Source organism: Sabulibacter ruber (assembly GCF_017355955.1).
Lineage (GTDB): Bacteria > Bacteroidota > Bacteroidia > Cytophagales > Hymenobacteraceae > Nibribacter > Nibribacter ruber_A.
Window position 1 is genome coordinate 31480 of record NZ_JAFFID010000001.1, and the last position, 25121, is coordinate 56600.

24 protein-coding genes and 1 tRNA gene are annotated in these 25121 nt (G+C 48.0%); 13 read left to right on the forward strand and 12 right to left on the reverse strand.

All coding sequences use genetic code 11. From position 1 onward, the window contains the following. Nucleotides 1-152: 152 nt before the first annotated feature. From JT719_RS00095 to JT719_RS00105, 3 genes are all read right to left on the reverse strand, one after another. Entirely contained in the window at nucleotides 153-1682 is a 1530-nt protein-coding gene (locus JT719_RS00095) for a tail fiber domain-containing protein (protein WP_207429878.1), read from the reverse strand. 269 nt (nucleotides 1683-1951) lie between these two features. Further along, nucleotides 1952-3475 carry a tail fiber domain-containing protein gene (locus tag JT719_RS00100; protein WP_207429879.1) on the reverse strand — a complete coding sequence of 508 codons (1524 nt, stop codon included), beginning with the start codon at nucleotides 3473-3475 and terminating at the stop codon, nucleotides 1952-1954. A 425-nt stretch (nucleotides 3476-3900) separates the two neighbouring features. Beyond that, nucleotides 3901-4878 carry an ROK family protein gene (locus JT719_RS00105; RefSeq protein ID WP_207429880.1) on the reverse strand — a complete coding sequence of 326 codons (978 nt, stop codon included), beginning with the start codon at nucleotides 4876-4878 and terminating at the stop codon, nucleotides 3901-3903. Nucleotides 4879-5752: 874 nt separating this feature from the next. On the opposite strand from JT719_RS00105, the gene gyrB reads away from it, so the two are divergent. Then, entirely contained in the window at nucleotides 5753-7708 is a 1956-nt protein-coding gene (gene gyrB, locus JT719_RS00110) for a DNA topoisomerase (ATP-hydrolyzing) subunit B (RefSeq protein WP_207429881.1), read from the forward strand. Nucleotides 7709-7835: 127 nt separating this feature from the next. Then, nucleotides 7836-9938 (forward strand): polyphosphate kinase 1, encoded by a 2103-nt coding sequence (ppk1, locus tag JT719_RS00115; RefSeq protein ID WP_207429883.1) that lies wholly within the window; start codon nucleotides 7836-7838, stop codon nucleotides 9936-9938. Nucleotides 9939-10014: 76 nt separating this feature from the next. Here ppk1 and JT719_RS00120 read toward each other — a convergent pair whose 3' ends face one another. Continuing rightward, nucleotides 10015-10956 carry a Ppx/GppA phosphatase family protein gene (locus tag JT719_RS00120; protein WP_207429885.1) on the reverse strand — a complete coding sequence of 314 codons (942 nt, stop codon included), beginning with the start codon at nucleotides 10954-10956 and terminating at the stop codon, nucleotides 10015-10017. 265 nt (nucleotides 10957-11221) lie between these two features. Between JT719_RS00120 and greA the strand changes: the two genes are divergently transcribed. Beyond that, nucleotides 11222-11695, forward strand: a complete 474-nt coding sequence (greA, locus tag JT719_RS00125; protein WP_207429887.1) for a transcription elongation factor GreA — start codon at nucleotides 11222-11224, stop codon at nucleotides 11693-11695. Nucleotides 11696-11703: 8 nt separating this feature from the next. Continuing rightward, complete coding sequence (locus JT719_RS00130) at nucleotides 11704-12096, forward strand: HIT family protein (RefSeq protein WP_207429889.1); 393 nt, start codon at nucleotides 11704-11706, stop codon at nucleotides 12094-12096. Nucleotides 12097-12260: 164 nt separating this feature from the next. Here JT719_RS00130 and ruvC read toward each other — a convergent pair whose 3' ends face one another. Next, complete coding sequence (gene ruvC / locus JT719_RS00135; protein WP_207429892.1) at nucleotides 12261-12833, reverse strand: crossover junction endodeoxyribonuclease RuvC; 573 nt, start codon at nucleotides 12831-12833, stop codon at nucleotides 12261-12263. Here ruvC and JT719_RS00140 point away from each other — a divergent pair. The 9 genes from JT719_RS00140 (at nucleotide 12825) to JT719_RS00180 (ending at nucleotide 20702) form a co-directional block, all read left to right on the forward strand. Further along, nucleotides 12825-13835, forward strand: a complete 1011-nt coding sequence (locus JT719_RS00140) for a lysylphosphatidylglycerol synthase domain-containing protein (protein WP_207429894.1) — start codon at nucleotides 12825-12827, stop codon at nucleotides 13833-13835. The two genes, ruvC and JT719_RS00140, sit on opposite strands and share 9 nt — an antisense overlap. Next, nucleotides 13835-14965 (forward strand): glycosyltransferase family 2 protein, encoded by a 1131-nt coding sequence (locus tag JT719_RS00145; RefSeq protein ID WP_242693148.1) that lies wholly within the window; start codon nucleotides 13835-13837, stop codon nucleotides 14963-14965. Before JT719_RS00140 ends, JT719_RS00145 begins: the two co-directional genes overlap by 1 nt. Then, the gene (locus tag JT719_RS00150; protein ID WP_207429898.1) at nucleotides 14962-15219 is read left to right on the forward strand and encodes a hypothetical protein; all 258 of its coding nucleotides are present in this window, start codon (nucleotides 14962-14964) and stop codon (nucleotides 15217-15219) included. The genes JT719_RS00145 and JT719_RS00150 overlap by 4 nt, the downstream gene beginning before the upstream one ends. Nucleotides 15220-15453: 234 nt before the next feature. Further along, nucleotides 15454-16677, forward strand: a complete 1224-nt coding sequence (locus tag JT719_RS00155) for a PP2C family protein-serine/threonine phosphatase (protein WP_207429900.1) — start codon at nucleotides 15454-15456, stop codon at nucleotides 16675-16677. Nucleotides 16678-16882: 205 nt separating this feature from the next. Further along, nucleotides 16883-17515: a polysaccharide deacetylase family protein gene (locus JT719_RS00160; protein ID WP_207429902.1), complete on the forward strand. Its 633-nt coding sequence runs from the start codon at nucleotides 16883-16885 to the stop codon at nucleotides 17513-17515. Between the two features lie 3 nt (nucleotides 17516-17518). Beyond that, on the forward strand, nucleotides 17519-18610 hold the full coding sequence (locus JT719_RS00165; RefSeq protein ID WP_207429904.1) for a glycosyltransferase: 1092 nt from the start codon (nucleotides 17519-17521) through the stop codon (nucleotides 18608-18610). A 92-nt stretch (nucleotides 18611-18702) separates the two neighbouring features. Further along, complete coding sequence (locus JT719_RS00170) at nucleotides 18703-19464, forward strand: TatD family hydrolase (protein ID WP_207429906.1); 762 nt, start codon at nucleotides 18703-18705, stop codon at nucleotides 19462-19464. A 4-nt stretch (nucleotides 19465-19468) separates the two neighbouring features. Beyond that, the gene (locus JT719_RS00175) at nucleotides 19469-20539 is read left to right on the forward strand and encodes an asparaginase (protein WP_207429908.1); all 1071 of its coding nucleotides are present in this window, start codon (nucleotides 19469-19471) and stop codon (nucleotides 20537-20539) included. A gap of 76 nt (nucleotides 20540-20615) precedes the next feature. Further along, a tRNA-Ser gene (locus tag JT719_RS00180) sits at nucleotides 20616-20702 on the forward strand. 144 nt (nucleotides 20703-20846) lie between these two features. On the opposite strand, the gene JT719_RS00185 is transcribed toward JT719_RS00180, so the two are convergent. From JT719_RS00185 to JT719_RS00215, 7 genes are all read right to left on the reverse strand, one after another. Next, nucleotides 20847-21227: a hypothetical protein gene (locus tag JT719_RS00185; RefSeq protein ID WP_207429910.1), complete on the reverse strand. Its 381-nt coding sequence runs from the start codon at nucleotides 21225-21227 to the stop codon at nucleotides 20847-20849. Nucleotides 21228-21377: 150 nt separating this feature from the next. Then, complete coding sequence (locus tag JT719_RS00190; protein WP_207429913.1) at nucleotides 21378-21836, reverse strand: YqhG/Tai3 family protein; 459 nt, start codon at nucleotides 21834-21836, stop codon at nucleotides 21378-21380. Nucleotides 21837-21954: 118 nt separating this feature from the next. Next, nucleotides 21955-22470, reverse strand: a complete 516-nt coding sequence (locus tag JT719_RS00195; RefSeq protein WP_207429915.1) for a hypothetical protein — start codon at nucleotides 22468-22470, stop codon at nucleotides 21955-21957. 171 nt (nucleotides 22471-22641) lie between these two features. Next, nucleotides 22642-23022: a YbbC/YhhH family protein gene (locus tag JT719_RS00200; protein WP_207429917.1), complete on the reverse strand. Its 381-nt coding sequence runs from the start codon at nucleotides 23020-23022 to the stop codon at nucleotides 22642-22644. Between the two features lie 96 nt (nucleotides 23023-23118). Further along, nucleotides 23119-23772, reverse strand: coding sequence for a hypothetical protein (locus JT719_RS00205; RefSeq protein ID WP_207429919.1), 654 nt, complete (start codon nucleotides 23770-23772; stop codon nucleotides 23119-23121). Between the two features lie 178 nt (nucleotides 23773-23950). Then, nucleotides 23951-24343 (reverse strand): hypothetical protein, encoded by a 393-nt coding sequence (locus JT719_RS00210; protein ID WP_207429921.1) that lies wholly within the window; start codon nucleotides 24341-24343, stop codon nucleotides 23951-23953. 69 nt (nucleotides 24344-24412) lie between these two features. Beyond that, a complete protein-coding gene (locus JT719_RS00215) occupies nucleotides 24413-25078 on the reverse strand; it encodes a hypothetical protein (protein ID WP_207429923.1) in 666 nt (221 codons plus the stop codon). Between the last annotated feature and the right edge of the window lie 43 nt (nucleotides 25079-25121).

A 25121-nucleotide genomic window follows, 5' to 3' on the forward strand; every position in this document is an offset into this window, starting at 1 on the left:
GAAAGGAAAGCTGCTTTGAAGAGCGGTAGCAGATTCCTTTTACCTGCAGGAGTAACGTGTTCTTAGATTGTAGTAGGAGATTCTGTTTGGGCTTAAGTGCAAAAAGAGAAGCCTGTTCTTTTAAGAACAGGCTTCATAAAAAGATGAGAAATCTACCTTGCTACCACCATGTGTTTGGAGGCGGCTACTTTCCCGTTTACAGTCAAAGTATAAATGTAATTACCCGCCGGTAAGTCATTGGCGTTCATCTCCGCTTTACCGCTGGCGGGTGCCGAAATGGTTTTGAGCAACCTGCCGGATACGGAGTCATACACTTGAATCTGGGCCTGGGCTCCTGCCGGAATCTTGTACCAGAAAGTGGTGGCATCGGTCACCGGGTTGGGCTGGTTTTGTTCCAGAATAATCCCCATTGAACCGGTGCCGGGTGCACCGCTTTCGTTTTTATGCAAAGCAGCTTCCAGCTGGGCTACTTTCTCAGTCAAAGAAGTAATGGTTTCTTGTTGTTCCTGTACTGCTTTGATAAGCAAAGGCACCAGCTCCACGTAATTGACCGATTTCACGTTGATAGACTCCCTTTTCTCCTCTTTCAGAGCAGTAGCAGGCGAGAGTTCGCCAGCCCGCTGGGGCTTTCTCCGGTTATCAGGACTGGGGGGCAGCGTAAGTTCAGATTCTTTGACCAGATCGGGCAGCACCTTCTCCACGTCCTGGGCAACCAACCCGAAGTGATTTCCCTTGGGTAGAGAGAGTTTGCCGTATTGGGCATCGGTGCGGTACTGGTATTGGATAGGTTTTAACTGGTGTAAGATGCTCATGGCATCCCCAAACTCGCGGACGTTCTTCTTCATGTTTTTATCGCTTGCCTGGAAGGTGCCGGAACTGAAAATTCCCCCGTTGAATACGCCGGCAAAAAAGCCGTTAATGGTGGAAGCTACAATTCCCGGGCTGTTCACAGAAAAGAAATCGCCCCCTGGTCCATAGTCACTGTCACCTCTTACCGCAATTCCGAAGGGGCTAAACCCAAACAGCCCTTGGTATTCTCCAAAGCCAAATACCCCGGTTTCTATAGAACTAGCGTAGAGGCCATACCAATCGCCATCGGTCTCAATACCGGTGAAGCCCCCATAGCTGAGAATCCCCTTCCCCGATAATCCGCCTTGGGTAACTATTCCATACCCGTACTGCCCGGTGGCATCTGCGCGTAAGCCAAAGTCCAGGCCGGCGGTAGAGATGCCCCCGGTAAAGGGTTCTTGAGAAGTGTTGACCACATCCAGTTTGAAACTGAGATTTGGTGTGGGAGTCCCGATTCCAGCATTCCCGTTCACCAATAAGCCATTAGCAGGCGGTATGGCCTGAAAACCAACACTTGCCCCACCTTCTTTGTGTACCAGAAACTTAGGGGAGTTATTGACCAGTACCTTAAGGGGATCAACGGTAGTACCACTATTGATAACCAGTTTTGCATCCGGAGAGGTGGACCCAATCCCGATCAAGCCACCCGCGGTAATCCGCATGCGTTCTGCGTTGTTGGTGAAAAGCCGGAGGTGGACTCCGTTGGTAGTGCCAAGTTTGGCCGGGCCAGCGTTGCTGTTACCCGCCAGGCTCCAATAGGGAGCATTGTTTTGCGCCTTTGTATTGCAGACCATAATTAATACCAGGAGCAAGGGGAGTAAAGTCTTTTTCATGATTTTGTTTTGATGATGAACTAAATAGATCAGTAAGTAGGATTTCAGAAAAGCCATTCAGGAGATGTGTTTCCCTGTTTGGCTTACAAGGGGAGTGGAAGGGTAAAAGAAGAAGTTGGTATCTGTTTCAAACCTGTTTTTAGAACTCTGACAAAAAAGAAGATAGCCCTTCTTTGAAGGATGAGAATGGATGTGGCCTAAGTCTTTGTAATAAACAGAAAGGACTGTTCCTGATGAGAACAGCCCTTTCTGCTTGATCAATCATAAGATCACCTTGCTACCACCATGTGTTTAGAGGTAGCCACTTTTCCGTTTACCACTAAGCTGTAGATGTACTTGCCTGTTGGTAAATCATTGGCGTTCATATCTACGCTGCCATGCGCCGGGGCGGGAATGGTTTTCAGCAATCTTCCGGAAATGGAGTCATAAACCCTTATCTGGGCCTGGGCACCCCCCGGAATTCTGTATTTGATGGTGGTGGCCTGGTTTACCGGATTGGGTTGGTTCTGCTCCAGTGAAATTCCTTTCGCGCTGGAATCCAGCGAGCCACTGGCAGAGGTGCCCAAAGCCCTTTCCAATTGAGCTACCTTTTCGGTGAGGGAGGTAATGGTTTCCTGTTGGTCCTGCATGATTTGCTGCTGTTCCTGTACGGCTTTGATGAGCAGGGGAACCATCTCCACATAATTGACAGCCTTCACGTTGATGCTTTCTCTCGTGGTCTCTTTCTGGTCTGTTTGCCGGAGTAGTTTGCCTTCGGGAGAAATCCTTTTTTGTAGGTCGGTGCCGCTGCTCAGGACTAAGGAAGATTCCTTTACCAGATCAGGCAAAACCTTTTCTACGTCCTGCGCCACTAACCCAAAATGATTCCCTTTGGGCAGGGAGAGTTTCGCAAACTGATTATCGTCGCGGTGTTGGTAAGTGACAGGCTTGAGTTGGCCCAGAATACGTAAGGCATCGCCCAGTTCCTGCACATTCTTTTTCAGGCTTTTATCACTAGCCTGAAAGGAACCGGAATAATAGATGTCGCCAACAAACACTGCGGCGTAGGTGTCTGCATTTGTTGTAGCATACAGCCCCACATCTGTCTCTGATTCAAAGTAACCACCAAATAGATCCATGCTACGTCCCTCCACTCCCGGGCCATTGATACTGTGGCCAGTAACGCCGTACTGAGCTCCAAAGCCACCCACACCTACATTGCCAGATTGCCCTAACACGCCATAGGCATTCATGTCAAATCCGGCAAAGCCCTCTATCCCAGTATATTCGCCGTACCCAGATATTCCGGTACCAAGTGGGTGCATAGCTTCAGCTTCTAAGCCAATTACTCCGCCAACGGTGTAAATGCCCGCTCCTTCAAGCGAGTCATTCACCACCTGCAGCTTTACATCAGGATCAAACGAGGTAGATCCTATGCTTACGTTTCCATTGACCAGTAAGCCATTGCTGGGTGGGGCAAGGTCCAGCCCTACACTAAGCCCTCCGTTTCTGTTGAAGAGAAATTTGGTGGAGTTGTTCACCGATACCCGAAAAGGATCCTGGCTGGCCCCGCTGTTGACCTGAAGCCGGGCTGCTGGGTTGGTAGTGCCAATACCCACCAAGCCCTGAGCGGTAATTCTCATTCTCTCCTGGTTGTTGGTGAAAAGCCGAAGATGAACGCCATTGGTGGTGCCTAGTTTGGCGGTGCCTGCGTTGCTGTTGCCCGCCAGGCTCCAGTAAGGAGCGCTGTTCTGGGCTCTTAAATGCAAGCCAATTGACAAAAGAATCAGGGTAGATAGTACAAACTTCTTCATGGTTCTGATTGGTTTGATACAAAGCTGTAGAAGAGTCAAAGGCAGGAAAGCTTCCTGGTAGTGATTGTCTGAAGCTTTACAGGTGGCAGGGAAGGACCTTTATGTGATACTCTAATTCTGAACCAATCTGGGGTAATTCTAAGGAAGTAGTGTTTCTTGAGTTTAATCTACCGTTAAGGAGGAGGGGAGGTCTAATTTAATTTTCTATATAATTGGGTATACCTGCTAAGGTGGGTTATAGCATTTGCCTTAGCTAAAATAAAAGAAGCTGATTTCTAAATCAATACTTTATTGTAAGTATTGGCTTTGCCCGGATAAAATTTAACGATGAGAGGAGCTCTGCTGTCTTTTTCCCTGAACCCGAACTAAAACAAAAAAGCCCGAAGGAGTCACCTTCGGGCTTTCTGATTTCTGTAGAATATGTTTTATGCTACGGGCACACGCTCCAATTCTTTCCAGGCAAGGGCGGCAGCGCCCATTACAGCGGTATTGCTCAAGCCCAGGCCAGAAGGCAATATCTTTACTTTGCCTTTGAAGATGCTCAGCAGGTTTTTCTCCATGTGGTAACGAACCGGATCAAACAGGAACTCCTCGGCGCGGGTCAAGCCCCCGAACAGGAAGATAGCCTCTGGGCTCAGGTGGGCTACCGTATCGGCAAGTTTCATGCCCAGTACTTTACCGGTGTACTCAAAGCAATCAATCGCGATTTTGTCACCGCGTTTGGCAGCCTGGGTAATCATCTCGGCGTTCAGGTCATTGAAGCTTACGTTGCGCAGCTCGCTATAATCGGTGTAGTCAGCTAAGAACTTGTACACGGTACGCTTGATACCGGTGGCAGAAACGTAGGTCTCAAGGCAACCTCTGCGACCGCAACCGCACACGCGGCCGCTGCCCTTCACGTTTACCAGGGTGTGGCCCAACTCACCGGCGTTGCCATCATGGCCGTACACCAGCTCGCCGTTCACCACAATACCGCTACCAAGTCCGGTGCCCAACGTTACCACTACAAAGTTCTTCATGTTTTTGGCACCACCGTAGATCATCTCGCCAATGGCCGCAGCGTTGGCGTCGTTGGTCAGGTACACCGGAAGTTTGAAGTAAGAGTGAAGCAACTCTACCAACGGCACAGAACCGTGCCATTTGAGGTTGGGAGCATTCTCAATGGTACCGGTGTAGAAGTTACCGTTAGGTGCGCCTACGCCTACGCCAATAACATTTGCCTCGTCTTCAATCTTTTTGAACTTGTTTTGCACCTCGCTGTAGAGGATGCGCAGAAAATCATGTACGGTTTCCCCTTCGGTAGTAGGAAGCTCGCCTTGGGTTAAGATGATGCCATCACGGTCAATGAACCCAAATTTGGTGTTCGTACCACCGATGTCAATGCCTAAAATTACGTCCTTCATGAGAGTTTGTAGAGATTGGTGCGGGTTAAGGCACGAGGTACAAAAGGTAAGTCGTGCGGTTTATTCCTTTCGAGTCGGAAACTTAAGAAGAAACCTGCATTTTGCCAAATAATCAGTACTTCTAACCGTTATAAACAATTCTCTGAGCCCTAAAATGGACCTTTTTTCCGTATAAGCCGAAAAAATACGCTGCTTGCCTAAAAAACTCAGATTTAGACATTCTTTCAAAATGGGGCTGAAAAACAGGCTGCGGCTGATGTGTTTTGAAGCTGCGTTTTATGGCCATTTTCTGAAAACCAGGTTAGAAACAGAACCCATACTTATATAGATAGATTTTCCCAACCCAAATTCCCATTGGGTAATCATCCGTCTTTTAGAAACTCCTTTCCACTCCATCTTTAAGGTAGCCTTAAACCCAAGTCAATACATTCGTTGCAAAGAAGGGAGGTCTGGGTTTACAGGCAACCTGAGAAATGTAGGCGATAAACGGACGCATCACTTAAAGAACGAGTCCGTTTTAAGGCAACTGCTCAGGCTACAGGTTGGTTAACTTCAAACAAGAGAGTACAAGACCTTTAGTCATTCTGTACAATCGTTTGTTTCCTGTACCATTTCTAGATGGTTTTGCTATGGAGTAATACAAACCTGCCTGAAAATCTTGTCTATAGCCTCCTTTCAGGAGAAAAGGGTGGAAACAAAGGGTTAGCCGGGTGGAAGCTTTATGGGCGTTGCGGAGGGCTCAGAATAAAGTGTTAAGTAGCTGGGTGCTTTCTGGAATAAAAAATTTGTTAACCGCTATATTTAATGGGTAAAAACTGGCAAAGCCCGATAAAATTTGGTATTTTTGCATGTTAATAATCCACCGAAAAACTCAATGAGTGACATCGAACAAAACAACATGACCGCTTATTCCGCAGACAGTATCCAGGTGCTTGAAGGCCTGGAGGCAGTGCGTAAACGGCCAGCCATGTACATCGGCGATATCGGCATCAAAGGTCTTCACCACCTGGTGTGGGAGGTTGTAGACAACTCCATTGACGAAGCCCTTGCCGGTCATTGTGACGAGATTACCGTCACCATCCATACAGATAATTCCGTTTCCGTTTCAGATAATGGCCGTGGTATTCCGGTAGATTTTCACCAGAAAGAGGGCCGTTCCGCCCTTGAGGTGGTAATGACCGTTCTCCACGCCGGCGGTAAGTTTGATAAAGACACCTATAAAGTATCTGGTGGTTTGCACGGCGTGGGGGTTTCCTGCGTGAACGCGCTTTCCACCGATTTGCACGTAACCGTTCACCGTGGCGGCAAAGTGTACGAGCAGCACTATAATATTGGGGTGCCTGCGTACCCGGTGCGCGAGATTGGAACCACCGATAAAAACGGTACCACCGTTCACTTCCACCCAGACGCCAGCATCTTTACGGTAACCGAATACAAATACGAGACCGTGGCCAGCCGTTTGCGCGAGTTGGCGTTCCTGAACAAAGGCATCAGAATCAACCTCACCGACCTGCGTGAGGAAGTAACCCCAGGCGAATACCTGAGCGAGTCTTTCTACTCTGAGGGCGGTCTGCGCGAGTTTGTGTCTTACCTGGAAGAAACCCGGGTGAACCTGATTCCAGAGCCCATCTACGTGGAGAGCGAAAAAGGCGGTATCCCTGTGGAGATTGCCTTGAACTACAACACGTCTTACACAGAGAACATCTTCTCTTACGTAAACAACATCAACACCCACGAAGGTGGTACCCACGTGGCTGGTTTCCGCCGGGCGCTTACCCGTACCTTGAAAGCCTATGCTGAGCGTTCCGGGATGCTGGAGAAAGCCAAAGTGGAGATCCAGGGCGATGACTTCCGCGAGGGGTTGACCGCCGTGATCTCGGTGAAAGTGGCCGAGCCGCAGTTTGAGGGCCAGACCAAAACCAAACTGGGGAACTCAGACGTGATGGGGGCCGTGGACCAGGTGGTGGGAGAGATCCTGAACACCTTCCTGGAAGAAAACCCTAAAGAAGCTAAAATCATCATCCAGAAAGTGATTCTGGCGGCGCAGGCTCGTTTAGCGGCCCGTAAGGCCCGCGAGATGGTGCAGCGCAAGAACGTGATGGGCGGTTCTGGTTTGCCTGGTAAACTGGCCGACTGCTCTGACAATGACCCACAGAACTGCGAGTTGTACCTGGTAGAGGGTGACTCGGCGGGTGGTTCTGCCAAGCAGGGCCGCGACCGTAAGTTCCAGGCCATTCTGCCGCTGCGGGGTAAGATCCTGAACGTGGAGAAAGCCCAGGAGCACCGCATCTACGAGAACGACGAGATCAAGAACATCATCACGGCGTTGGGCGTGAGCTTCGGGACACCGGAGGATGACAAGGCGCTGAACATGACTAAACTGCGCTACCACAAAATCATCATCATGACCGATGCTGACGTGGACGGCTCACACATCCGGACGCTGATCCTGACCTTCTTCTTCCGCTACATGCGCGACCTCATTGACAGCGGCTACGTGTACATTGCGTTACCACCGTTGTACCTGGTGAAGAAAGGCAAGGAAGAGCGTTACTGCTGGACCGAGCAAGACCGTTTGGAAGCCATAGCCGAACTGGGCAAAGGAAAAGAGGAAACCGTGGGCGTGCAGCGCTACAAAGGTCTTGGGGAGATGAACCCCGAGCAGTTGTGGGAGACGACCATGCGCCCAGATACCCGCAGCTTGAAACAAGTGACCGTTGAGTCAGCCGCTGAGGCAGACCACTTGTTCTCCATGCTCATGGGCGATGAAGTGGCTCCACGCCGCGACTTCATTGAACGGAATGCGAAATACGCCAAAGTAGACGTTTGATACGTATAAAGCCTAACGAAGAAAAGCCTGCTTGTAGCAGGCTTTTCTATTGCGCTTGGGCATAAAAAGCTATTACTTTAGCAAAAGAAGAGACTGCATCAGATAAAGGAGAAGTTGACCCACTGCTATGAATTCAATCAAGGCCTCGGAGCAAATCCGGAGAAGTAACTATATCAGTCGTGACCTTAGCTGGTTACGTTTTAATTACCGGGTGCTGGATTTAGCCCGCAAACCCGATACGTCTCTTTTTGACCGATTGAAATTCCTGGCCATTACCGCCTCTAACCTGGATGAGTTCTTCATGATCAGGGTGGGCAGCTTGTACAACTACATAGACTACGGCAAGGAGCGCATAGACTATTCTGGCCTGCGGGAGCTGCCGTTCCGGAAAAAGCTGATGGACCTGGCCCACCGGTTTGTGGGCGATCAGTGCCAGACCTATGAGGAAATCAGGCCCGAGTTTGAGAAGCACGGCTTCAACATCTGCAAGGTAGAGGACCTCACCGAAGGCGAACAGCACAAAGCGGCCTCGTACTTCAAAAACACGGTGTTCCCGCTGCTTACGCCCATGGTGTATGACAGCTACCACGGGTTCCCGCTCATGATGAACCAGTTGCTCATCTTTGGGGTGGTAACGCGTACCTCAGAGGAAGCCAAGCCGCAGAACCGCATCACGTTTGTGCAGATCCCGGGGAATCTGACCCGCTTTTTCGAAATCTCGCGCAAAAACAAAATCATCTTTGTGCCCATTGAGGAGATTATCCGCTGGAACATCCACAAGCTGTTCCGCAACGTGGAGATTGAATCAGTGAACCTGTTCCGCATCACCCGTAACGGTGATTTCACGCTGGAAGAAAGCGATGACATGGACCAGGACTTTGTGCATGAGGTGAAGCAGAAGCTCAAAAACCGGAAGAAGGGCCGGGTGGTGCGGCTGGAGGTGGAGCATGCTCCGTCTCAGTACATGATGAAACTCCTGAAAGAGCGCTGGAACATAGATAACGGCAACGTGTTTTCCATTGACCGGTTGCTGGACCTGAAATCGCTCTGGCAGATCATCAAACACCCGCACTTTGCCAATAAAATCCAGCGGCCGCCGGCTCCCGTTCCATCACCCACGCTTCCGCCCGGGGCCATGGACAACATCTTTGAGTACCTCAAGGAGCATGATGTGCTGTTGCACCACCCGTACAACAGCATTGAACCCATTGTGACCCTGTTAGAGAAAGCCGCCGAGGACCCATATGTGCTGGGGATCAAGCAAACCATTTACCGCCTGGCCGAGAATTCACGCGTGACTGCCGCCTTGCTCAAAGCCGCCGAGAACGGGAAACACGTTTCGGCGCTGTTTGAGGTGAAAGCCCGCTTTGATGAGGAACGGAACATTAAGGAAGGGGAGAAGCTGGAGCAGGCGGGTTGCTTTGTGATCTACGGAATCAGCAAGTACAAAACCCACACCAAGATGATGATGATCATCCGGAAGGAGGGGGAAAAAGTGACCCGGTACGTGCACATTGGCAGCGGAAACTACAACGAGCAGACCAGCCGCATGTACACCGACATCAGCCTGCTGACCACCGACGAAGTCTACGCCCATGACGTGTCTGAGTTCTTCAACGTAATTACGGGTCATTCTTACCCCGAGAATTATGAATACCTGATCACGGCTCCCAAAGACATGCGGCAGCAGTTGATTGAACTAATCAGGCAGGAAAAGGTTAACGCGGAGAACGGCTTGCCCTCGGGCATCGTGATCAAGATCAATTCCCTGGAAGATAAAGAGGTGATTGACGAGTTCTATGCCGCCTCCCAGGCCGGGGTGCAGATCAGATTGATTGTGCGCGGCATCTGTTGCCTGAGACCAGGACGTGAGGGCTTGAGCGAGAACATTCAGGTAAGCTCTATTGTGGGCGAGTACCTGGAGCACGCGCGTTTGTTCTATTTCCACAACAACGGCAACCCGCTGGTGCTGGGCGGCAGCGCCGATATTATGGTGCGCAGTTTTGAGCGCCGTATTGAGGCCCTGTTCTACATTGTACACGAGGACCTGAAGCGCCAGACCATCAACATCCTGCGCTTCAACCTCATGGACAACCAGAACTCCTACATCATGCGCGAAGACGGCTCTTACATCAAGCGCCAGCCCGCTGAAGGGGAGGAGATCTTCAACATGCACCGTGAGTTCTATAATCTTGGTTCAGAGATTACGCAGGAGGTTTGCCTGTTCTAGGCAGTTCCATATAGATAGACTCAAAACAGAAGAGGCGGCTGATGATCAGCCGCCTCTTCTGTTTTGAGGTTTTTTTTTAGAAATCAAGCTTGAAATGGTGCTGGGTGGCTCCCTGGTGCCGCTCATACAAAGCCTGCAGCATTCCGTCTTTCAAACCAACCTGAGGTACCAGCATAGAGTCTACCTTGGCCCACTTCATGGCTGATAGATAGATTTCGGCGGCCGGCACAATCACATCGGCCCGGTCGGCATTGAGCAGGAGAACCTTCACACGCTCTTCCATGGAAAGGCTGGCGATATGTCCTACCACGCGTTCTATCTGGTTCAGGAAAATAGGCTGCCCGTCTGACTGTCTTCCTTCGGCCTGGCGGGCCAGTTCGTAGATCTTATTGATGTTACCGCCGGTACCCACCGCCCGGGTAAGGTGGTAGAGGCGGGATTTGTCTGTGACCCATTTCTGCATGGCCTGCCAGATCTCAATGGAGTCTTCGCCCTGCATGTGCCGTATGGAGCCTTGCTCAAATGACTGGGAGGCCACCTTCATGCGGTTCACGTAGATGTTGAACTCAGTGCTACCGCCGCCCACATCAATGTGCAGGTAGTTCTGCCCGTCTAATTGCTGCCTGATGACCAGGTTGATGAGATCTGCTTCCGTGGTTCCGTCAATCACCTGGATCTGAAGGCCCAGTTTGGCTTCAATTTCATCCAGCAACTCAGGGGCGTTGGTGGCGGTACGCATGGCCGAGGTGGCGCAGATCATGAAGTCATCTACTTCGTGCACTTGCATGATCAGGTGCAGGGCGTGCAGCAGCTTGATGAATTTTTCGGCTTTGGGTCTGGAGATAACCCCCGTGGCAAACACGTCCTCGCCCAGGCGCATAGGGTAGCGGATGTACTCTACCCGTTTGAACAGGGTGTGGTCAACAAACTTAAAGACATTGGAGATCTGGCATCTCACGGCGTTAGATCCTATGTCTACCGCGGCAAGCTTGAGAAGAGGTTCGGTGGATTCTGACATACGTTGTAAAAATATAACCAAAAGCCATTTTTTGTTTCAAAGCAGGTAATGTTTTTGGCCTTTTTTAGAAAAAACAAGTAAAAAGCAGTTGAAAGAGACCGCTGTTTTGACTGCATTGTACAGCACATTTGGGCTACTGGTTGCGTACAAAATATTAGCCCAAATGCATGTTGTTTACAAAATTTGTGGTACCTTAGCATAAGAACGGTCTCCATACAGGAAGGCCGTTCTTCTTTTTTAATCATTGTACTAACCCATTAAAAATATGGCAACAGTATCTTACTACACCCCAGAGGGTTTGCAGAAGCTCAAGGAAGAGTTACATGAACTGAAGACGAAAGGCCGTGCCGAAGTGGCTCGCCAGTTGGCAGAAGCCCGGGACAAAGGGGACTTAAGTGAGAACGCTGAATACGACGCAGCGAAAGATGCCCAAGGGCATTTGGAACTGAAGATTTCCAAACTGGAGGAAGTAATTGGCAACGCCCGTCTTATTGACGAGTCTAACCTTGATTTGAGCAAAGTTCTCATCTTGTCTAAAGTGAAGCTGAAGAACCTGGGCAACAACATGGAGTTGAACTACACGCTGGTAGCCGAGGAAGAAGCTAACCTGGCGGCCGGTAAAATATCGGTGAAGTCTCCCATCGGGAAGGGATTGCTGGGTAAATCGGTAGGGGAGATCGCTGAGATCACCGTGCCCGCCGGCAAACTTAAGTTTGAGATCCTGGAAATTTCCCGTTAATACTGCCCATGGAAACTATTTTCTCTAAAATCATCAGGGGCGAGGTGCCTGCCTACAAGATTCTGGAAAATGACCGCTTTCTGGCGTTCCTGGATGTGTTTCCGCTGGTGAAAGGCCACACGTTGGTTATCCCGAAGGAACCTATTGACTACATCTTTGACATGGACCCAGACGCCCTGGCCGAGCTGCACAAGTTCTCCCAGCAGGTGGCCGTGGCGGTGAAGAAAGCAGTTCCGTGCAAAAAAGTAGGCGTGGCGGTGATCGGCCTGGAGGTGCCCCATGCGCACGTGCACCTGGTGCCCCTCAACCAGATCTCAGACATGAACTTCAGCAACCCGAAACAGAGGTTTGAGGCAGAGGAAATGGAGGAAATCGCAGAGAAAATCAGACAAGAACTGTAAGGGATAGTCGCTGGAAGGTAGACACCAGAAAAATAGACTTCATCCAAGAAAAAACATCGCTCCGTTTTAGGCCTTATCTTCTAAAAAGTGGCCTGAAACGGAGCGATGCCTTTTTTATGATTGCCGATAGTAAAACCATCAGCAACCAGCAATGAACAAATAGCTTACTTGGCCATCCGGTCTGGGTTTTCCTGCAGGAAGGCTTTCCAGGATTTTCCGCCGGCTTTCTGGTTGGCGCCCTGCGAGTAGTGGTGGCAGAGGGCCACGGCCAGGGCATCGGTGGCATCCAAGAATTTAGGGGCTTCCTTGATCTTCAGGATCTGAAGTAACATGGCCGCCACCTGCTCTTTGGAGGCGTTTCCGTTGCCGGTCACAGATTGTTTTATTTTCTTTGGGGCGTATTCCACAAAGGGGATATCGCGGGACAAGGCAGCGGCAATGGCTACTCCCTGGGCCCGACCCAACTTTAACATAGACTGCACGTTGCTGCCGTAGAACGGAGCCTCTATCGCCATTTCATCGGGGAGGTATTCTGTGATGAGGCGAAGGGTGCTATCATAAATTTTCTTAAGCTTAACGGCATGGTTGGAGTAACTTTTCAGTTGAAGAACTCCGTACTGAAGAACCGTTATTTTAGAACCGTTCACCTCCAACAGGCCATAGCCCATAACGTTGGTGCCCGGGTCTACGCCTAAGATTAACTTATTATTGGGAAGAACTGCGGTTGAATGAATCATGAAGTACAAAAATACAAACAATCAGGCAAACTCCTGATATCGCGGCGCCTTTTGGTGGTAGCAGGAAAATTGGTTGTTTTTGGATTAACGCTCAATTACCTACGCCTTTCTATTCTGGAAGCCAGTGAGAACAGCATGTTTTCCTGGGCTACGCTGCGCCAGATCTGGGAAACTAACGGAGTTGCTTTGTTTGTGGCGGCCGCCTTGTTGCCCGTAAACTGGGGCATTGAAGCCTCTAAGTGGCAATACCTTTCCAAAAAAATAGAAACCTTCTCTTACCTGGAGGCCTACCGGGCCGTTTTGGTGGGGCTCACGCTGGGCTTTGTCACGCCTAACCGAGTGGGTGATTACGCCGGCCGCATCCTGACCATGCACAAAGAAGACCGCGCCGATGCCATTGGCGCTATTCTGCTGGGCCGCCTGTGCCAGTTGTTCGCCACGCTGTTGGTGGGCTCAGGAGCCATAGGGTACTTTGTGTTCAAGTATTACCTGCCGTTAGCGTCACCGGTGGGGCTCTCCATTGCGGCGGCTTTGCTCTTGGTGAACGGCTGGGCTTTGGCACTGCTGTTCAGTTTCCAGTGGGCCATCGGGTTATTGGAGCGGGTTAGTTTTCTTAGAAGGTGGGTCCACTATTTTGCCGTGATAGGAAAGTATTCTCCAGAAGAGCTCAGAAACGTGTTGTTGATTTCCCTGGCCAGGTACCTGGTGTTCATGGGGCAATTCATTGCCCTGCTCTGGGCCTTCGGTATCCATTTAACCCTGCCGGAATACGTCTGGGGCGTAGCCGGTACGTTTCTGATGAAATCTGTGGTGCCGTCTATCAACGCCCTGGCAGATATTGGTATGCGGGAACTTTCGGCCATGCACTTCTTCGGGCTGATGGGGCAGGACCCGCTGTTGGTACTGGGGGCCAGCCTTTCTTTATGGACGCTGAACATTGCCCTGCCAAGCGCCATTGGGCTGATTTTTGTGCTCCCGCTTAAACTTTCCAACTCCCAGTGATGCAATTGCTGGCCTTTTTAGTGGTGGCTGCCTATGCCTGGGTGGTGCTAAAAGCCCGTAGTGCGTGGCGTACGCTTCCGGTCACCCGGCCCGCCATGGACATTCCGCCGGTTTTCTTCACGGTCATCATCCCGGTACGCAACGAAGCAGAGAATATTCTGCACCTGCTGCAGGATTTAGAGAACCAGCAATACCCAACCACTCACTATGAGGTGATAGTAGTGGATGATTATTCTGAGGATAGCACCCCGCACTTGGTAAAGCAGTTTCAGGAGAAAAGCGCCTTGAATCTTCGGCTTCTGTTTTTGAGCACTTTTCCTGGAAAGAGGCAAAAAAAAGCGGCCCTTGAAACCGGGATCAACCATGCCAAAGGCGATTGGATTATCTGCACCGATGGCGACTGTAGGGTTTCCCCTCTGTGGCTTTCCTCATTCAACCACATCCGGTACCAGACACAGGCCAAGATGGTGAGCGGCCCGGTGATGTACGCGCCCACAAAAACCATCTGGCAGCAATTACAGGCCCTGGAGTTCTCAGCGCTGATTGGGATGGGAGCGGCTTCCATTGCCCTGCAAAAACCAACCATGTGTAACGGAGCCAACCTGGCGTATGAGAAAGAAGCGTTCTACGAGGTAAACGGCTTTGAAGGAAATAAACAGATTCCTTCTGGAGATGATGAGTTCCTGCTCCACAAAATGCACCAGCGTTTTCCGGGTAAAATCTCGTTTTTGAAGGCAAAAGAAGCCATCGTCAGTACGCCGGCCGCCCAGGCCCTCTCCACTTTTTTCCAGCAGCGGATCAGGTGGGCCAGCAAATGGAAGCACTACACCTCCAGCAGTTCGCAACTGCTGGCCTTACTGGTTTTGGCGGCAAACGTATTTGTCTTAACAGCCCTGGCGAAAGCCGTAGGAGGAACCTGGTCGTGGTGGTATTTTCTGTTGGTGATTGGCCTGAAACTGGGCGCAGATGCCTTACTTTTGTTTCAGGTGCTACGCTTTTTTGGTAAAAAGAAATTACTTTCGCTCATCTGGTTGCTACAACTGGTGTACGTACCCTATATAGTGCTAACCTCGGTTTTAGGCTTAACGGGCCGTTACCAATGGAAGGGACGCCAACTGAAAACTGCATGACAGACCAAGAATTTGACATATTAGACGAGCTCTATTTTGTGTCTTCTTTTGAGGAATTACAGGAAAAACTAAGCTTGCCTGAACCAGCGCTCCGCGAGGCTTTACGGGGCTTGATCAGCATGAACTACATCAAATGCCTTTACCCCGACCAAGACACCGAGGTGCCTTATGACCCGGAGCATTTTGAAAAAGAAGGCCATGCCTATTATTTCCTGGCAACCAAGGAGGGACTCCTTACGCATAACTCCCGGTAACTTTATACCTTAAGAGGCAGTTGCCAGGGTGGTTTCCTGCTGAGTTTCAACCCACTATAGAAGCTTACCTGAAACCGCATAATTGCGTATTCCCGGGCTAGAAATCTAGGATTTATACTGCCGCAAGCGGAGCCTATTTTTAGTAACTTTGCATCACCTGTGCTTTCTTGCCAAAGCCACTCACCCCACCAGGAAAGAGCGACTTTACCCGGGAAGCGGATAATATTGAACCAAATGACTGAACTGAAATTTCCTACAGTTGAGCAGGAATTGAACCTGAAAAAGTTGGAGTTGGCTGCCCTGTTGGAAATCACCAAGGCTATCAATAACAACCTTCCTGAAGAGGCTCTTTATAAAATCTACCATTTCACGTTGCTGGCGCAGTTGAACATCAGGCGTCTGTCTTTGTTCCTGTTGGATGAGAAGTGGGAGTGTAAAGTCTGCTTTGGCACCGACCATAACTTCAGGGAGATTGAGCTTCCCTCGGCCATCACCGAGCTGAGAGAGATCACCTCGCTGGCCAGCATAGACGTTGACCGCCGGTGGCAGGATTTTGAAACCGTCATTCCTATCATGCACAACAACCGCATTCTGGCGTTTGTCATGATCGGGAACGTGAATGCCTATTACACCACCCTGGGGGCACTTAGTTTTGTGCAGACCTTGAGTAACATCATTCTGGTGGCCATGGAAAACCGCCGGTTAGAGCGTAACCGGTTGGCCCAGGAAGCCATGCGCAAGGAGATTGAGATTGCCCGCGAGGTGCAGAACATGCTCTTCCCCAAGTCGCTGCCCAACAACAAAGACTTCTCTGTGTACGCCACGTACATCCCGCACTCTTCCATCGGCGGCGATTACTATGACTACATTGCCATTGACAAAGAGCAGTTCCTGTTCTGCGTGGCCGATGTATCGGGTAAAGGGGTTCCGGCCTCGCTGCTGATGTCCAACTTTCAGGCTGGCTTGCGTACCATCCTGCGGCAGACCAATAACCTCAGCACCATCGTAAGCGAACTGAACGATCTCATCTACCGCAACGCCATCGCCGAGAAGTTCATCACCTGCTTTTTAGGCATCTACAACCGGGCCACCCGTGAACTCAGCTACGTGAATGCGGGGCATAACGCTTCTATTCTTCTGTACGAGAACAACACCTACCGTCTGCTGGAAGAAGGGTGCACCATGCTGGGTATCTTTGATGAGTTACCGTTCCTGAATGTGACCAAAATCCACGTGCCGCACAATTCCTTTGTGTTCTGCTACACCGATGGGTTAACCGAGGTGTTTAACCAGGACGAAGACGAGTTTGGGCTTGAAAATACTATCAAGGTGCTGCAAAACTGCCGCTACGTAAGTTCCATGAACATCCACCGGCAACTGCTGCATGAGATCAATGCCTATAGCAACGGAGCCTCGTTCGCCGATGACATCACCCTGCTTTCCTGCCGGTTTAAATAAAACAAGCCCAAAACAGGTGCAGTGAAAAGGCTTTGCAGCTTTCGTCTTTGCTTCCCGTTTTGCTGGTTGTTTTAGGCCTGGTTTTGGAGAACAGGAGGTAAAACAGAAGTATAAGACCGCAGCATGCACTGCATCTGTAAGGCTAAAGCTTGGAAAAGAGTAAATAGCAGGCAGAAACCAGGTTAACAATCCGCGTTAAGAACCAATGCGCTTCCACAAAACCCCACCCGTTTTGCCATGGCTGTTCCCCAAGGTTTGGTGGAGGAGGCCGGTCAAAGACAAAACCATTTTCCTCACCTTTGATGATGGACCAATTCCGGAGGTGACTCCGTTTGTGCTGGAGCAACTTGCCAGGTACAATGCCAAGGCCACTTTTTTCTGCGTAGGCGAGAACCTGGAGCGGTACCCTGAGATTGCAAAGCAGGCCTTGGCGGAGGGGCACAAGCTGGCAAACCATACGCATCAGCACGTAAAAGCCTACCAACTTCCCACCCAAACCTACCTGATGCAAGTAGAGCAATGCCAGTCGGCTTTAAGGCAGGTTGGGGCAGAAACGCATGGTACCAAGCTCTTCAGACCGCCGCACGGCCAACTGAACTGGAGTTACTTGCGTACCCTTTCAGCAGAGTACCAAGTAGTGATGTGGAGCAGCCTCACTTATGATTTTGACGCCACGCTCTCGCCTGAAAAATGCCTGGCCAAAGCCATTCAGGTAACCAAGCCCGGCAGTGTGGTGGTAATGCATGACAGCTTAAAGGCAGAGCGTAATCTCAGATTTTTGCTTCCCCGGCTTCTCCAGCATTTCTCTACCTTGGGTTACTCCTTCAAAACCCTGTAGCGAATGCTCTTTTCCGTAGGATTTCTTTTCCTGTATTTCAGTTTGTTTGTGGTCTTGCTGCTGCTATGGTGGTTCAGGAGACCGGCCCAGATGCCCGAGCTGCAGGACTTCCCCAAAGTCAGTATCCTGGTTGCCGCCCGCAACGAAGAAAAGAACATCCTTAACTGCCTGGAGGCTATCAGCCGGTTAGCTTATCCCAAAGAGAAGCTGGAGGTACTGGTAGGGGATGACCGATCTACCGACAACACCCGGCTATTGGTTTCTCAGTTCAGCCAAAGCCACCCGTACATAAACTGCGTTGCCATTACCCAGGATTTGCCCTCCACCAAAGGGAAAGCCAACGTGCTGGCCCAACTTGCCGGCCTGGCTACCTCTGAGTACTTTTTCATTACCGATGCCGATATTGAAGTGCCCCCGCAGTGGGTACAAACCATGTTACGACAGGTAAGGCCCACAACCGGAATTGTCACCGGAATCACCACCACTACCGGAACCAGGTTGTTTGACCGCCTGCAAACCCTGGACTGGTTCTATAACCTGGGCCTCATGCAAGTGGTGGCAGACAGACAGGTTCCAGTCTCAACCATGGGAAACAACATGCTGGTTACCCGGCGGGCGTATAAAGAAGTAGGAGGGTTTGAGTGCATTCCGTTCTCTATCACAGAGGATGTGCAGCTGTTCAAAGAAATTATTTCTAAAGGATATTCCTCCACCAACGTGTACGGGCCGCAAGTGCTGGCTCTATCGGCTCCGGCTCCAGATGTGCTTACCTTTCTTAACCAGCGCCGCCGCTGGATGCGCGGTTCAGTACATCTGCCCTGGTACATGCTCTTGCTGTTTGTGATTCACTCTTCGTACTATCCCGTCTGGCTTCCGCTATTTCTCCATACTTCTTTATCTGTGGCGGGAGGGGTTTTCGTAGCCAAATTGCTGCTCCAAAGCCTGTTTGTGCATTTGTGCCTTAAACGGGTGAACCGGAAAACCAATTGGCTTGACCTGCTTTGGCTTGAGATCTACCTTCTGGTTTCTTCCTTAGTATTGATCGTTTTCTTTTTTCTGCCATTCAAGATCAGGTGGAAGGGGAGGCTTTATTAACCAGAATGGCCGGGAATTGAATTATCTTTGTCGTTTTAGGCGTAGTTTCCCAAAAACAGCCTTAAAACAGTTCAGGTTTAGTTTTCAAGTACATGCACTACATAGATTCGCACGCGCACGTTTTCTCCCCGGAGTTCAGCCAGGACGTTGAGGAAATGCTGCAGCGGGCCCAGGCCGCCCAGGTGGCCGAGATTTACATGCCCAACATTGACCTGGCTTCTTTGGAGGCCATGTTCCAACTTGAGCAGCGGCACCCCTGGTGTCATTCTCTGCTGGGACTGCACCCCTGCCATGTGTTTCAGGACTACCGTGAGGTGCTGTCTCAATTAGAACAATGGTTTGAGAAAAGAACTTTCAAAGGAGTAGGGGAGGCTGGCCTGGATTATTACTGGGACAAAACCTTTGTACCAGAGCAGCAGGAAGCCCTGCGTATTCAGTGCGGTTGGGCCAAAAACCACCAGATTCCTATTGTGCTTCATACCCGTGATGCTTTCCAGGATACGCTGCAGATTATCAAAGAGCAGCAGGACGGTTCTCTGCGCGGAATTTTCCATTGTTTTTCCGGAACAGTAGAAGAAGCCCAAGCGGCTATAGACCAGAACTTTCTATTGGGCATTGGCGGCGTAAGTACTTTCAAGAACGGCGGTTTGGAGCCTGTTTTACGGGCAATAGACCTAAAACACATAGTATTAGAAACAGACAGTCCGTATCTTGCACCAGTACCCAAGCGCGGGAAACGGAACGAGCCCTCATATCTTCCTTTTGTGGCGCAGAAGATCGCAGAAGTTAAATCACTCACTTTAGATGAGGTTGCCGAGGTGACCACCGCCAACGCCAGAAACCTCTTTGCCTGATGTTATGAAGTTTTTAAAGGTAAATATCAATACGGCAGCCCCACGTGATCCAGAGGCTTCCATTTTGCTTATTTACACGGGTGGTACCATTGGCATGGTCTCTGACAAAGAGGACCAGCATTTGGTGCCCTTTGATTTTAGTGAAGTAATTCATCGCGTTCCCGAGATGCGGCAGTTCAAGGTGATGCTCACCGTGCTTAGCCAGGACCCGCCCATTGATTCCTCCAACGTGGGCGTGGACCATTGGATCAGGCTGGCTCAGATCATCCAGGTGAATTACCAGGAATATGATGGCTTTGTGATCCTGCACGGAACCGATACCATGGCCTACAGCGCCTCGGCCCTGAGCTTTTTGCTGGAGAACCTGGAGAAACCCGTCATTTTCACCGGTGCCCAGGTGCCCATTGGCAGAATGCGAACCGATGCCCGCCGTAACCTGATCACCGCCCTGGAAATTGCCTCTGCCCACCGCATGGGCAAAACCCTGGTGCCCGAGGTAAGCATCTTCTTTAATACCGTGCTGCTGCGTGGGAACAGGTCTACGAAAGTAGAAAGCCGGCACTTCAACGCTTTTCACTCCGGTAAATACCCGCAACTTGCCAAGGCAGGCATTGACATTGAGTACAACCCGCCGGCAATTCTCCCCGCGCCCACCAGGCCTTTGCACGTGTACCAGGAACTGGAAAGCCAGGTAGCTATCATCAAACTGTTTCCGGGTATCAGCCCCACCCTTATCAAAGCGATTCTGGAAGCGGAAGGATTGAAAGGAGTGGTACTGGAAACCTTTGGGGCCGGTAACGCACCCACGTACCCTTGGTTCCTGGCTCTGCTGAGGGAAGCCATCGACCGCGGCATCACTATTCTGAACGTATCGCAGTGTGAGGAAGGCGAGGTGCACCAAGGTCAGTACGAAACCAGTATGTACCTGAAAGAGATGGGCGTAGTAGGCGGCTATGATCTTAGTACTGAGGCAGCGGTCACCAAATTGATGTTTGTGCTGGCACAGAATCTATCTAAAGAAAAAATAGCCGAAGTACTGCAAACCGATCTACGAGGGGAGATGACCTCCAGATAGTTTGTACAAAGTGAGGGGAATATTTGCAAAAGCCAATACTTCTCCCTTTCTTTGCATTCCGAAAATTAAGGACCACGGAGAGGTGTCAGAGTGGTCGAATGAGCACGCCTGGAAAGTGTGTATACTGGAAACGGTATCGGGGGTTCGAATCCCCCCCTCTCCGCTGAAATGTAGAAAGCCCTGTAAGTTAAAATCTTACAGGGCTTTTTGTTTTGGTTCGGACCTATGTCGGACACTTTTACATGTGTATTTGAATCTAGTCTCTCATTTCAGTGTTGGAGTTTACACGTTGTTGTAAAGCGTTTTTCTATTTTACTACAAGCCTCCAGTCCAGGCTTTCTATTTTCTGTATAGTTGAGAGTATTGCTCTTTTTCCTGTCAGCCGAATAGTATCTTGACCATTCCTTATTTCTAAATAATCAAGTTCAACGTCGTCTGCTGTCGGTGTATACATTGCCGTAACTCTACCAATTCTTAATATTTCAGCCGAGTCTAAGGTTATCTTATCCAGCTGTTGTCCTTGAATTTCTTCCTTTTCAATTTGTATGCCGTCAGTTGGAATATCGTCAAGGCTTGGTCGATAAAGCACTTCTATCGCATTGCCTGATTGATTATTCAACGTCAGGTTGTGTACAGGGTCGCAGCTGAATAAAGCAACACTGAATAATAGAATGACTAAATATCTCAATTTTTCATTTTTAAAATGTCCTACGGTTTGTATAAAAGGAAAACGAGGCTTAGCCGAAGTATGGCTTTTTAATTTGTAGGGCGCTGTTATGCTTTTTACTTTCTATTTTAATAAAGCTGCAAAGTTTAACAAAAAAATGTCCTATGAAAATTATTTGTATTCAATTGAATTTATCTTGTATTCATTGTTCTCTTTGATTACACCTAAATAAATTTTGAAATCAGTTTTGGGGTCACTATAAATATCGGTATAAGATACGACGTATCGGTTATCATTTCTAGGATCTTTAACAATGGTTAAAGTTTTTAAACAATCTATGTTACTATCTTGAGCATATAGATAAGGGTCAGAGTCAGTAGCTTTAATTATTTCAGGAATCTTATTATAGAGAGCAACTGTACTATGTTTTCTTGCAATGGAATCTAATCTTTCCCCAGATAATTTTAAATCATTGCTACTAGCCATTTCTGTAATATAAAAGGTATAAAAACCTTTTAACATGGCTTTGATTTTGGCATCTTCCTCTTGTAGGCTGATTTTCTCTTGTACCTGAGTACAACTTATAATACCTAACAATAATGCACCTGTTATTAAATTAATGATTTTCATTAGATATAAGGAATCAATAATTTCATCTAATTAATACCGCTCAACGGTTAGGCTAAACGGCGGCGGAGGCCGTCGGCTGATGCTGGCGTTTATACAATGTTAGCCGTAGATCTTCCTTTTAATTACAGGATGTATATACATTTGCACATTGCATGTCAGGAGCGAGCCAGCCTTGCTTAATTTTGCCCTTGAACTCAACTTTAACATATGCCCAGCCTTTATTGATTGATGTTACTTGAAATAATCTGTTGTCGTATTCCTGTATTGTCGAGCTAATCTTTGAAGATTTCCTTGGTTCTGCATAAAGGCTTAATTGCTTTCCTGCTTCATAGTTTCTCGCATAGATACCGATAAACTTGTCTTTCTTAATCCAGCCCTTTACCTGTTTACCAGAAATCGAGTATTCTAATGTTCCATACAGGAAATCGGTGTTTTGCTTTGTGGCGGTAAGAACCATAAAATCCCCTTCTTCAAAGTTCTGCTTAACCGTTGCAATTACCTTTCCACTTGGTTGGTCATATACGGCAATATTCCCTTTGTATTCTGAGTCAATCAGTAGTTCATTACTTGGTTCTGGAACCCGTAAAGGGATAACAGAGACTATAAGTAGTACAAAGGCAAAAAACTGATTCATATTTCTAATTTAATGCTAACGGCTGGGCTAAACGACGGCGAAGGCCGTCGGCCGAGATGACGTTTAGCTGTTGTTGTATGGTGTTGTTCTTTTACGCCTGCCACGCGCATTTTTTTTTTGTTTCTGACCTGTTTTTCTAAAATCAGGTCAGAAACGCCGATTACAGAAGTCTTATTTCCCGTGCGTGAGTTTGATGACTTTTCCGTTTGTCGAGTTTATGATTATTAGGAATGTGCCGCCAACCCAGCCTTGTGGCAAAGTCCCGTTGATTAACCAGTAGCCGTCAATAAGGTAACTTTCATAAGGTCGCTGTTTCACTATGTTCTCTTTACCATAGATGCTGAACAGTATTGCTTCTGCTACGTTGATTGCTGTAGGTTTGTCTTTTATTACCTTATCTACAAGTATCTGTGTCTTATCGGTGTTCTTGAGCGCTTCAGCCAGTTCCTTTTTTGAGAAGTCTAATCCAAGTGTTGTTCTTTTTTCTCCGTCCTGGGCAAAGGAGCAAGAAAGGGTGAAACAGCAAAAGAAAAGTAATAAAGCTTCTTTCATTTTATATTTATCAATACCATACAACGGTTGGTATAAAAAGCGTGCGAGGCCGTCGGCCGTAGCATGGCTTATGCATCATGTTAGCACAAGTGATTTTTATTCTTCTTCCCTGATGAGGGACTTTGAAATTTCCTTCTCTGTCACTTTACCGTCTTTCGCTATAGTGAAATGCGTGACGGTTGAATCCCCTTCTGTGCTAAATTTAGTGTTCTCAGAATCTACGATTTCGGTGTTCAAATCAATACTTATCTGTTCGTAGATGTTTTCTGTTATAAACTTGCCAGTGGTCTTATTCCCCCAACCACCGTCACCGCAGCTTGCTGCGACTATGAAACTGTTAATTGCTTTTCCATTCTTATCGTAAATGCAGTAATGTAGCAAATCACAAGAGCTACTCTCGTCCTGAGTCAGAATCGTAAATTCAATTAATTCTGGGTTTCTTTTCTGCCAAGAGTAAAAGTAATCTCTGTCATAGCCTTGCCCGACAAAGTTCCGCTTACCATCCTGCCAAACCAGCTTAAATGTACTGCTATCCAGTTCCTGATATTTACCTATTCTTGTGTCCCAGTTGAATGTATCAATTTCAAAGCTCTTCAGTCCTGGATATTTAAACTTTTCTTTTAAATCTATCAGAGGTGAAGCCTCTCTGTTCTCAACGAGGGTTTCATTTGCCTTGAAAGAGGAATTATTCTTGTTTTCAGCACAGGAAGTAGAAAAGATGAGCACCAGATAAAGTAAGCCCTTTTTCATTTTATGGTTTTCATTTGTGCTAACGGACTAAGCTAAACGACGGCGATAGCCGTCGGCTGGAGATGACGTTTAGGTGTTGTTAGGTCTAGTTTTATCTTTGCAAAGACCGCACGGCTTTTTCTGTTTTTGGCCTGATTTTCAAAATTGAGCCCGAAAACAGCTTGTTATTTGTTTTCGTTTACCTTTTTACTATTTCAACTCTTCCCTCAAAATTTTCCTTGGATAAATTTGAAATGGAGGAAATCATGTAATAATCGTGTGTCACTTTTGTGATTGTGTTTGTTATAATTTGGTTGGTGGGATATCCAATACTATTTCCATCTCTTATTGTTTTAACCCAAACAAGTTTGTAGGTGCATTCATCTATCCATTCAACTTTATATTTTATTTCAAGTCCCAGTTCTTTAATCCGTTCGTACTGAAAATCACCAGTTCTTTCAATTATAGTCGTAATTGGAGAAGAGTCTTCAACTGTAGTAACCATTTTGAAAACTCCCGTTTTTAACGAAGAACATTCATTCAATCCTAATAGCCAGCTTATTGGCAGGAAAAGCAAAATTATTAACTTCATTTATTAAATATTTAAAATTAGACCTAACGTAATGGGCTATGCGGCGGCGTAGCTGCCGTATAGGTGTGGTTAGCGACTTTTAGTTTCTTTTAGATCCCTAGGTTTGCACCAAAACCAATCCTCTTCTTTAAGTTTAGCATCAGGGGTTGGTAATACTTCTACTGGGGTGAATTTTGCTGGAAGCGATTTAAACGTGGCAATTCCTTCCTTTTTTGCTTTTTCTTTTAACTCCGAACTTTTTGGATGGTCAATTTCCTGTATCTCATTAGTTGATATAATTTTGAACCAAATTTCTCCACCATACCAATGATCATTTAAACTCCTTGGTATATTGAACCATTGAGCTTTAATCGTATCATTAGAAACAATATAACTCCCCCAACGGTAAGCCTTATAAAAAATATTTTTTTCTCTTTTATTGGTAGTTTCTATAATTTGTTTAAAGTAATTATTTATGTTTTCCTGATGGTGGCTTGGGAAAAAATTGAATAAAAATGTGCCATCTGGATAAAGCAGTAAATAAATATTAGATGTATCAATGTTCTTGATGGTATTATAATCATAATTCCGATTATAAATGTTATTTGAGCTGTAATAGGCTTTGTTTGGCTTTAGTGGATAAAAGCCTCTTATTGATCTCATAGTATAATACCCTTTTATATTTAATAAGGTGTCCAAACCAGTATTTCTTCCATCATAGCAATATTTAAATCCTTGCTTTAATTCTGATGGCACCTTAAACATACAAGAGTTGAAAGTTAGACCTATGGAGAAAATA

Coding starts and splice junctions, on each gene's coding strand:
- JT719_RS00095 (WP_207429878.1), bottom strand. CDS start 1,682: ATGAAAAAGACTTTACTCCCCTTGCTCCTGGTATTAATTATGGTCTGC.
- JT719_RS00100 (WP_207429879.1), bottom strand. CDS start 3,475: ATGAAGAAGTTTGTACTATCTACCCTGATTCTTTTGTCAATTGGCTTG.
- JT719_RS00105 (WP_207429880.1), bottom strand. CDS start 4,878: ATGAAGGACGTAATTTTAGGCATTGACATCGGTGGTACGAACACCAAA.
- gyrB (WP_207429881.1), top strand. CDS start 5,753: ATGAGTGACATCGAACAAAACAACATGACCGCTTATTCCGCAGACAGT.
- ppk1 (WP_207429883.1), top strand. CDS start 7,836: ATGAATTCAATCAAGGCCTCGGAGCAAATCCGGAGAAGTAACTATATC.
- JT719_RS00120 (WP_207429885.1), bottom strand. CDS start 10,956: ATGTCAGAATCCACCGAACCTCTTCTCAAGCTTGCCGCGGTAGACATA.
- greA (WP_207429887.1), top strand. CDS start 11,222: ATGGCAACAGTATCTTACTACACCCCAGAGGGTTTGCAGAAGCTCAAG.
- JT719_RS00130 (WP_207429889.1), top strand. CDS start 11,704: ATGGAAACTATTTTCTCTAAAATCATCAGGGGCGAGGTGCCTGCCTAC.
- JT719_RS00140 (WP_207429894.1), top strand. CDS start 12,825: ATGAATCATGAAGTACAAAAATACAAACAATCAGGCAAACTCCTGATA.
- ruvC (WP_207429892.1), bottom strand. CDS start 12,833: ATGATTCATTCAACCGCAGTTCTTCCCAATAATAAGTTAATCTTAGGC.
- JT719_RS00145 (WP_242693148.1), top strand. CDS start 13,835: ATGCAATTGCTGGCCTTTTTAGTGGTGGCTGCCTATGCCTGGGTGGTG.
- JT719_RS00150 (WP_207429898.1), top strand. CDS start 14,962: ATGACAGACCAAGAATTTGACATATTAGACGAGCTCTATTTTGTGTCT.
- JT719_RS00155 (WP_207429900.1), top strand. CDS start 15,454: ATGACTGAACTGAAATTTCCTACAGTTGAGCAGGAATTGAACCTGAAA.
- JT719_RS00160 (WP_207429902.1), top strand. CDS start 16,883: ATGCGCTTCCACAAAACCCCACCCGTTTTGCCATGGCTGTTCCCCAAG.
- JT719_RS00165 (WP_207429904.1), top strand. CDS start 17,519: ATGCTCTTTTCCGTAGGATTTCTTTTCCTGTATTTCAGTTTGTTTGTG.
- JT719_RS00170 (WP_207429906.1), top strand. CDS start 18,703: ATGCACTACATAGATTCGCACGCGCACGTTTTCTCCCCGGAGTTCAGC.
- JT719_RS00175 (WP_207429908.1), top strand. CDS start 19,469: ATGAAGTTTTTAAAGGTAAATATCAATACGGCAGCCCCACGTGATCCA.
- JT719_RS00190 (WP_207429913.1), bottom strand. CDS start 21,836: ATGAAAATCATTAATTTAATAACAGGTGCATTATTGTTAGGTATTATA.
- JT719_RS00195 (WP_207429915.1), bottom strand. CDS start 22,470: ATGAATCAGTTTTTTGCCTTTGTACTACTTATAGTCTCTGTTATCCCT.
- JT719_RS00200 (WP_207429917.1), bottom strand. CDS start 23,022: ATGAAAGAAGCTTTATTACTTTTCTTTTGCTGTTTCACCCTTTCTTGC.
- JT719_RS00205 (WP_207429919.1), bottom strand. CDS start 23,772: ATGAAAAAGGGCTTACTTTATCTGGTGCTCATCTTTTCTACTTCCTGT.
- JT719_RS00210 (WP_207429921.1), bottom strand. CDS start 24,343: ATGAAGTTAATAATTTTGCTTTTCCTGCCAATAAGCTGGCTATTAGGA.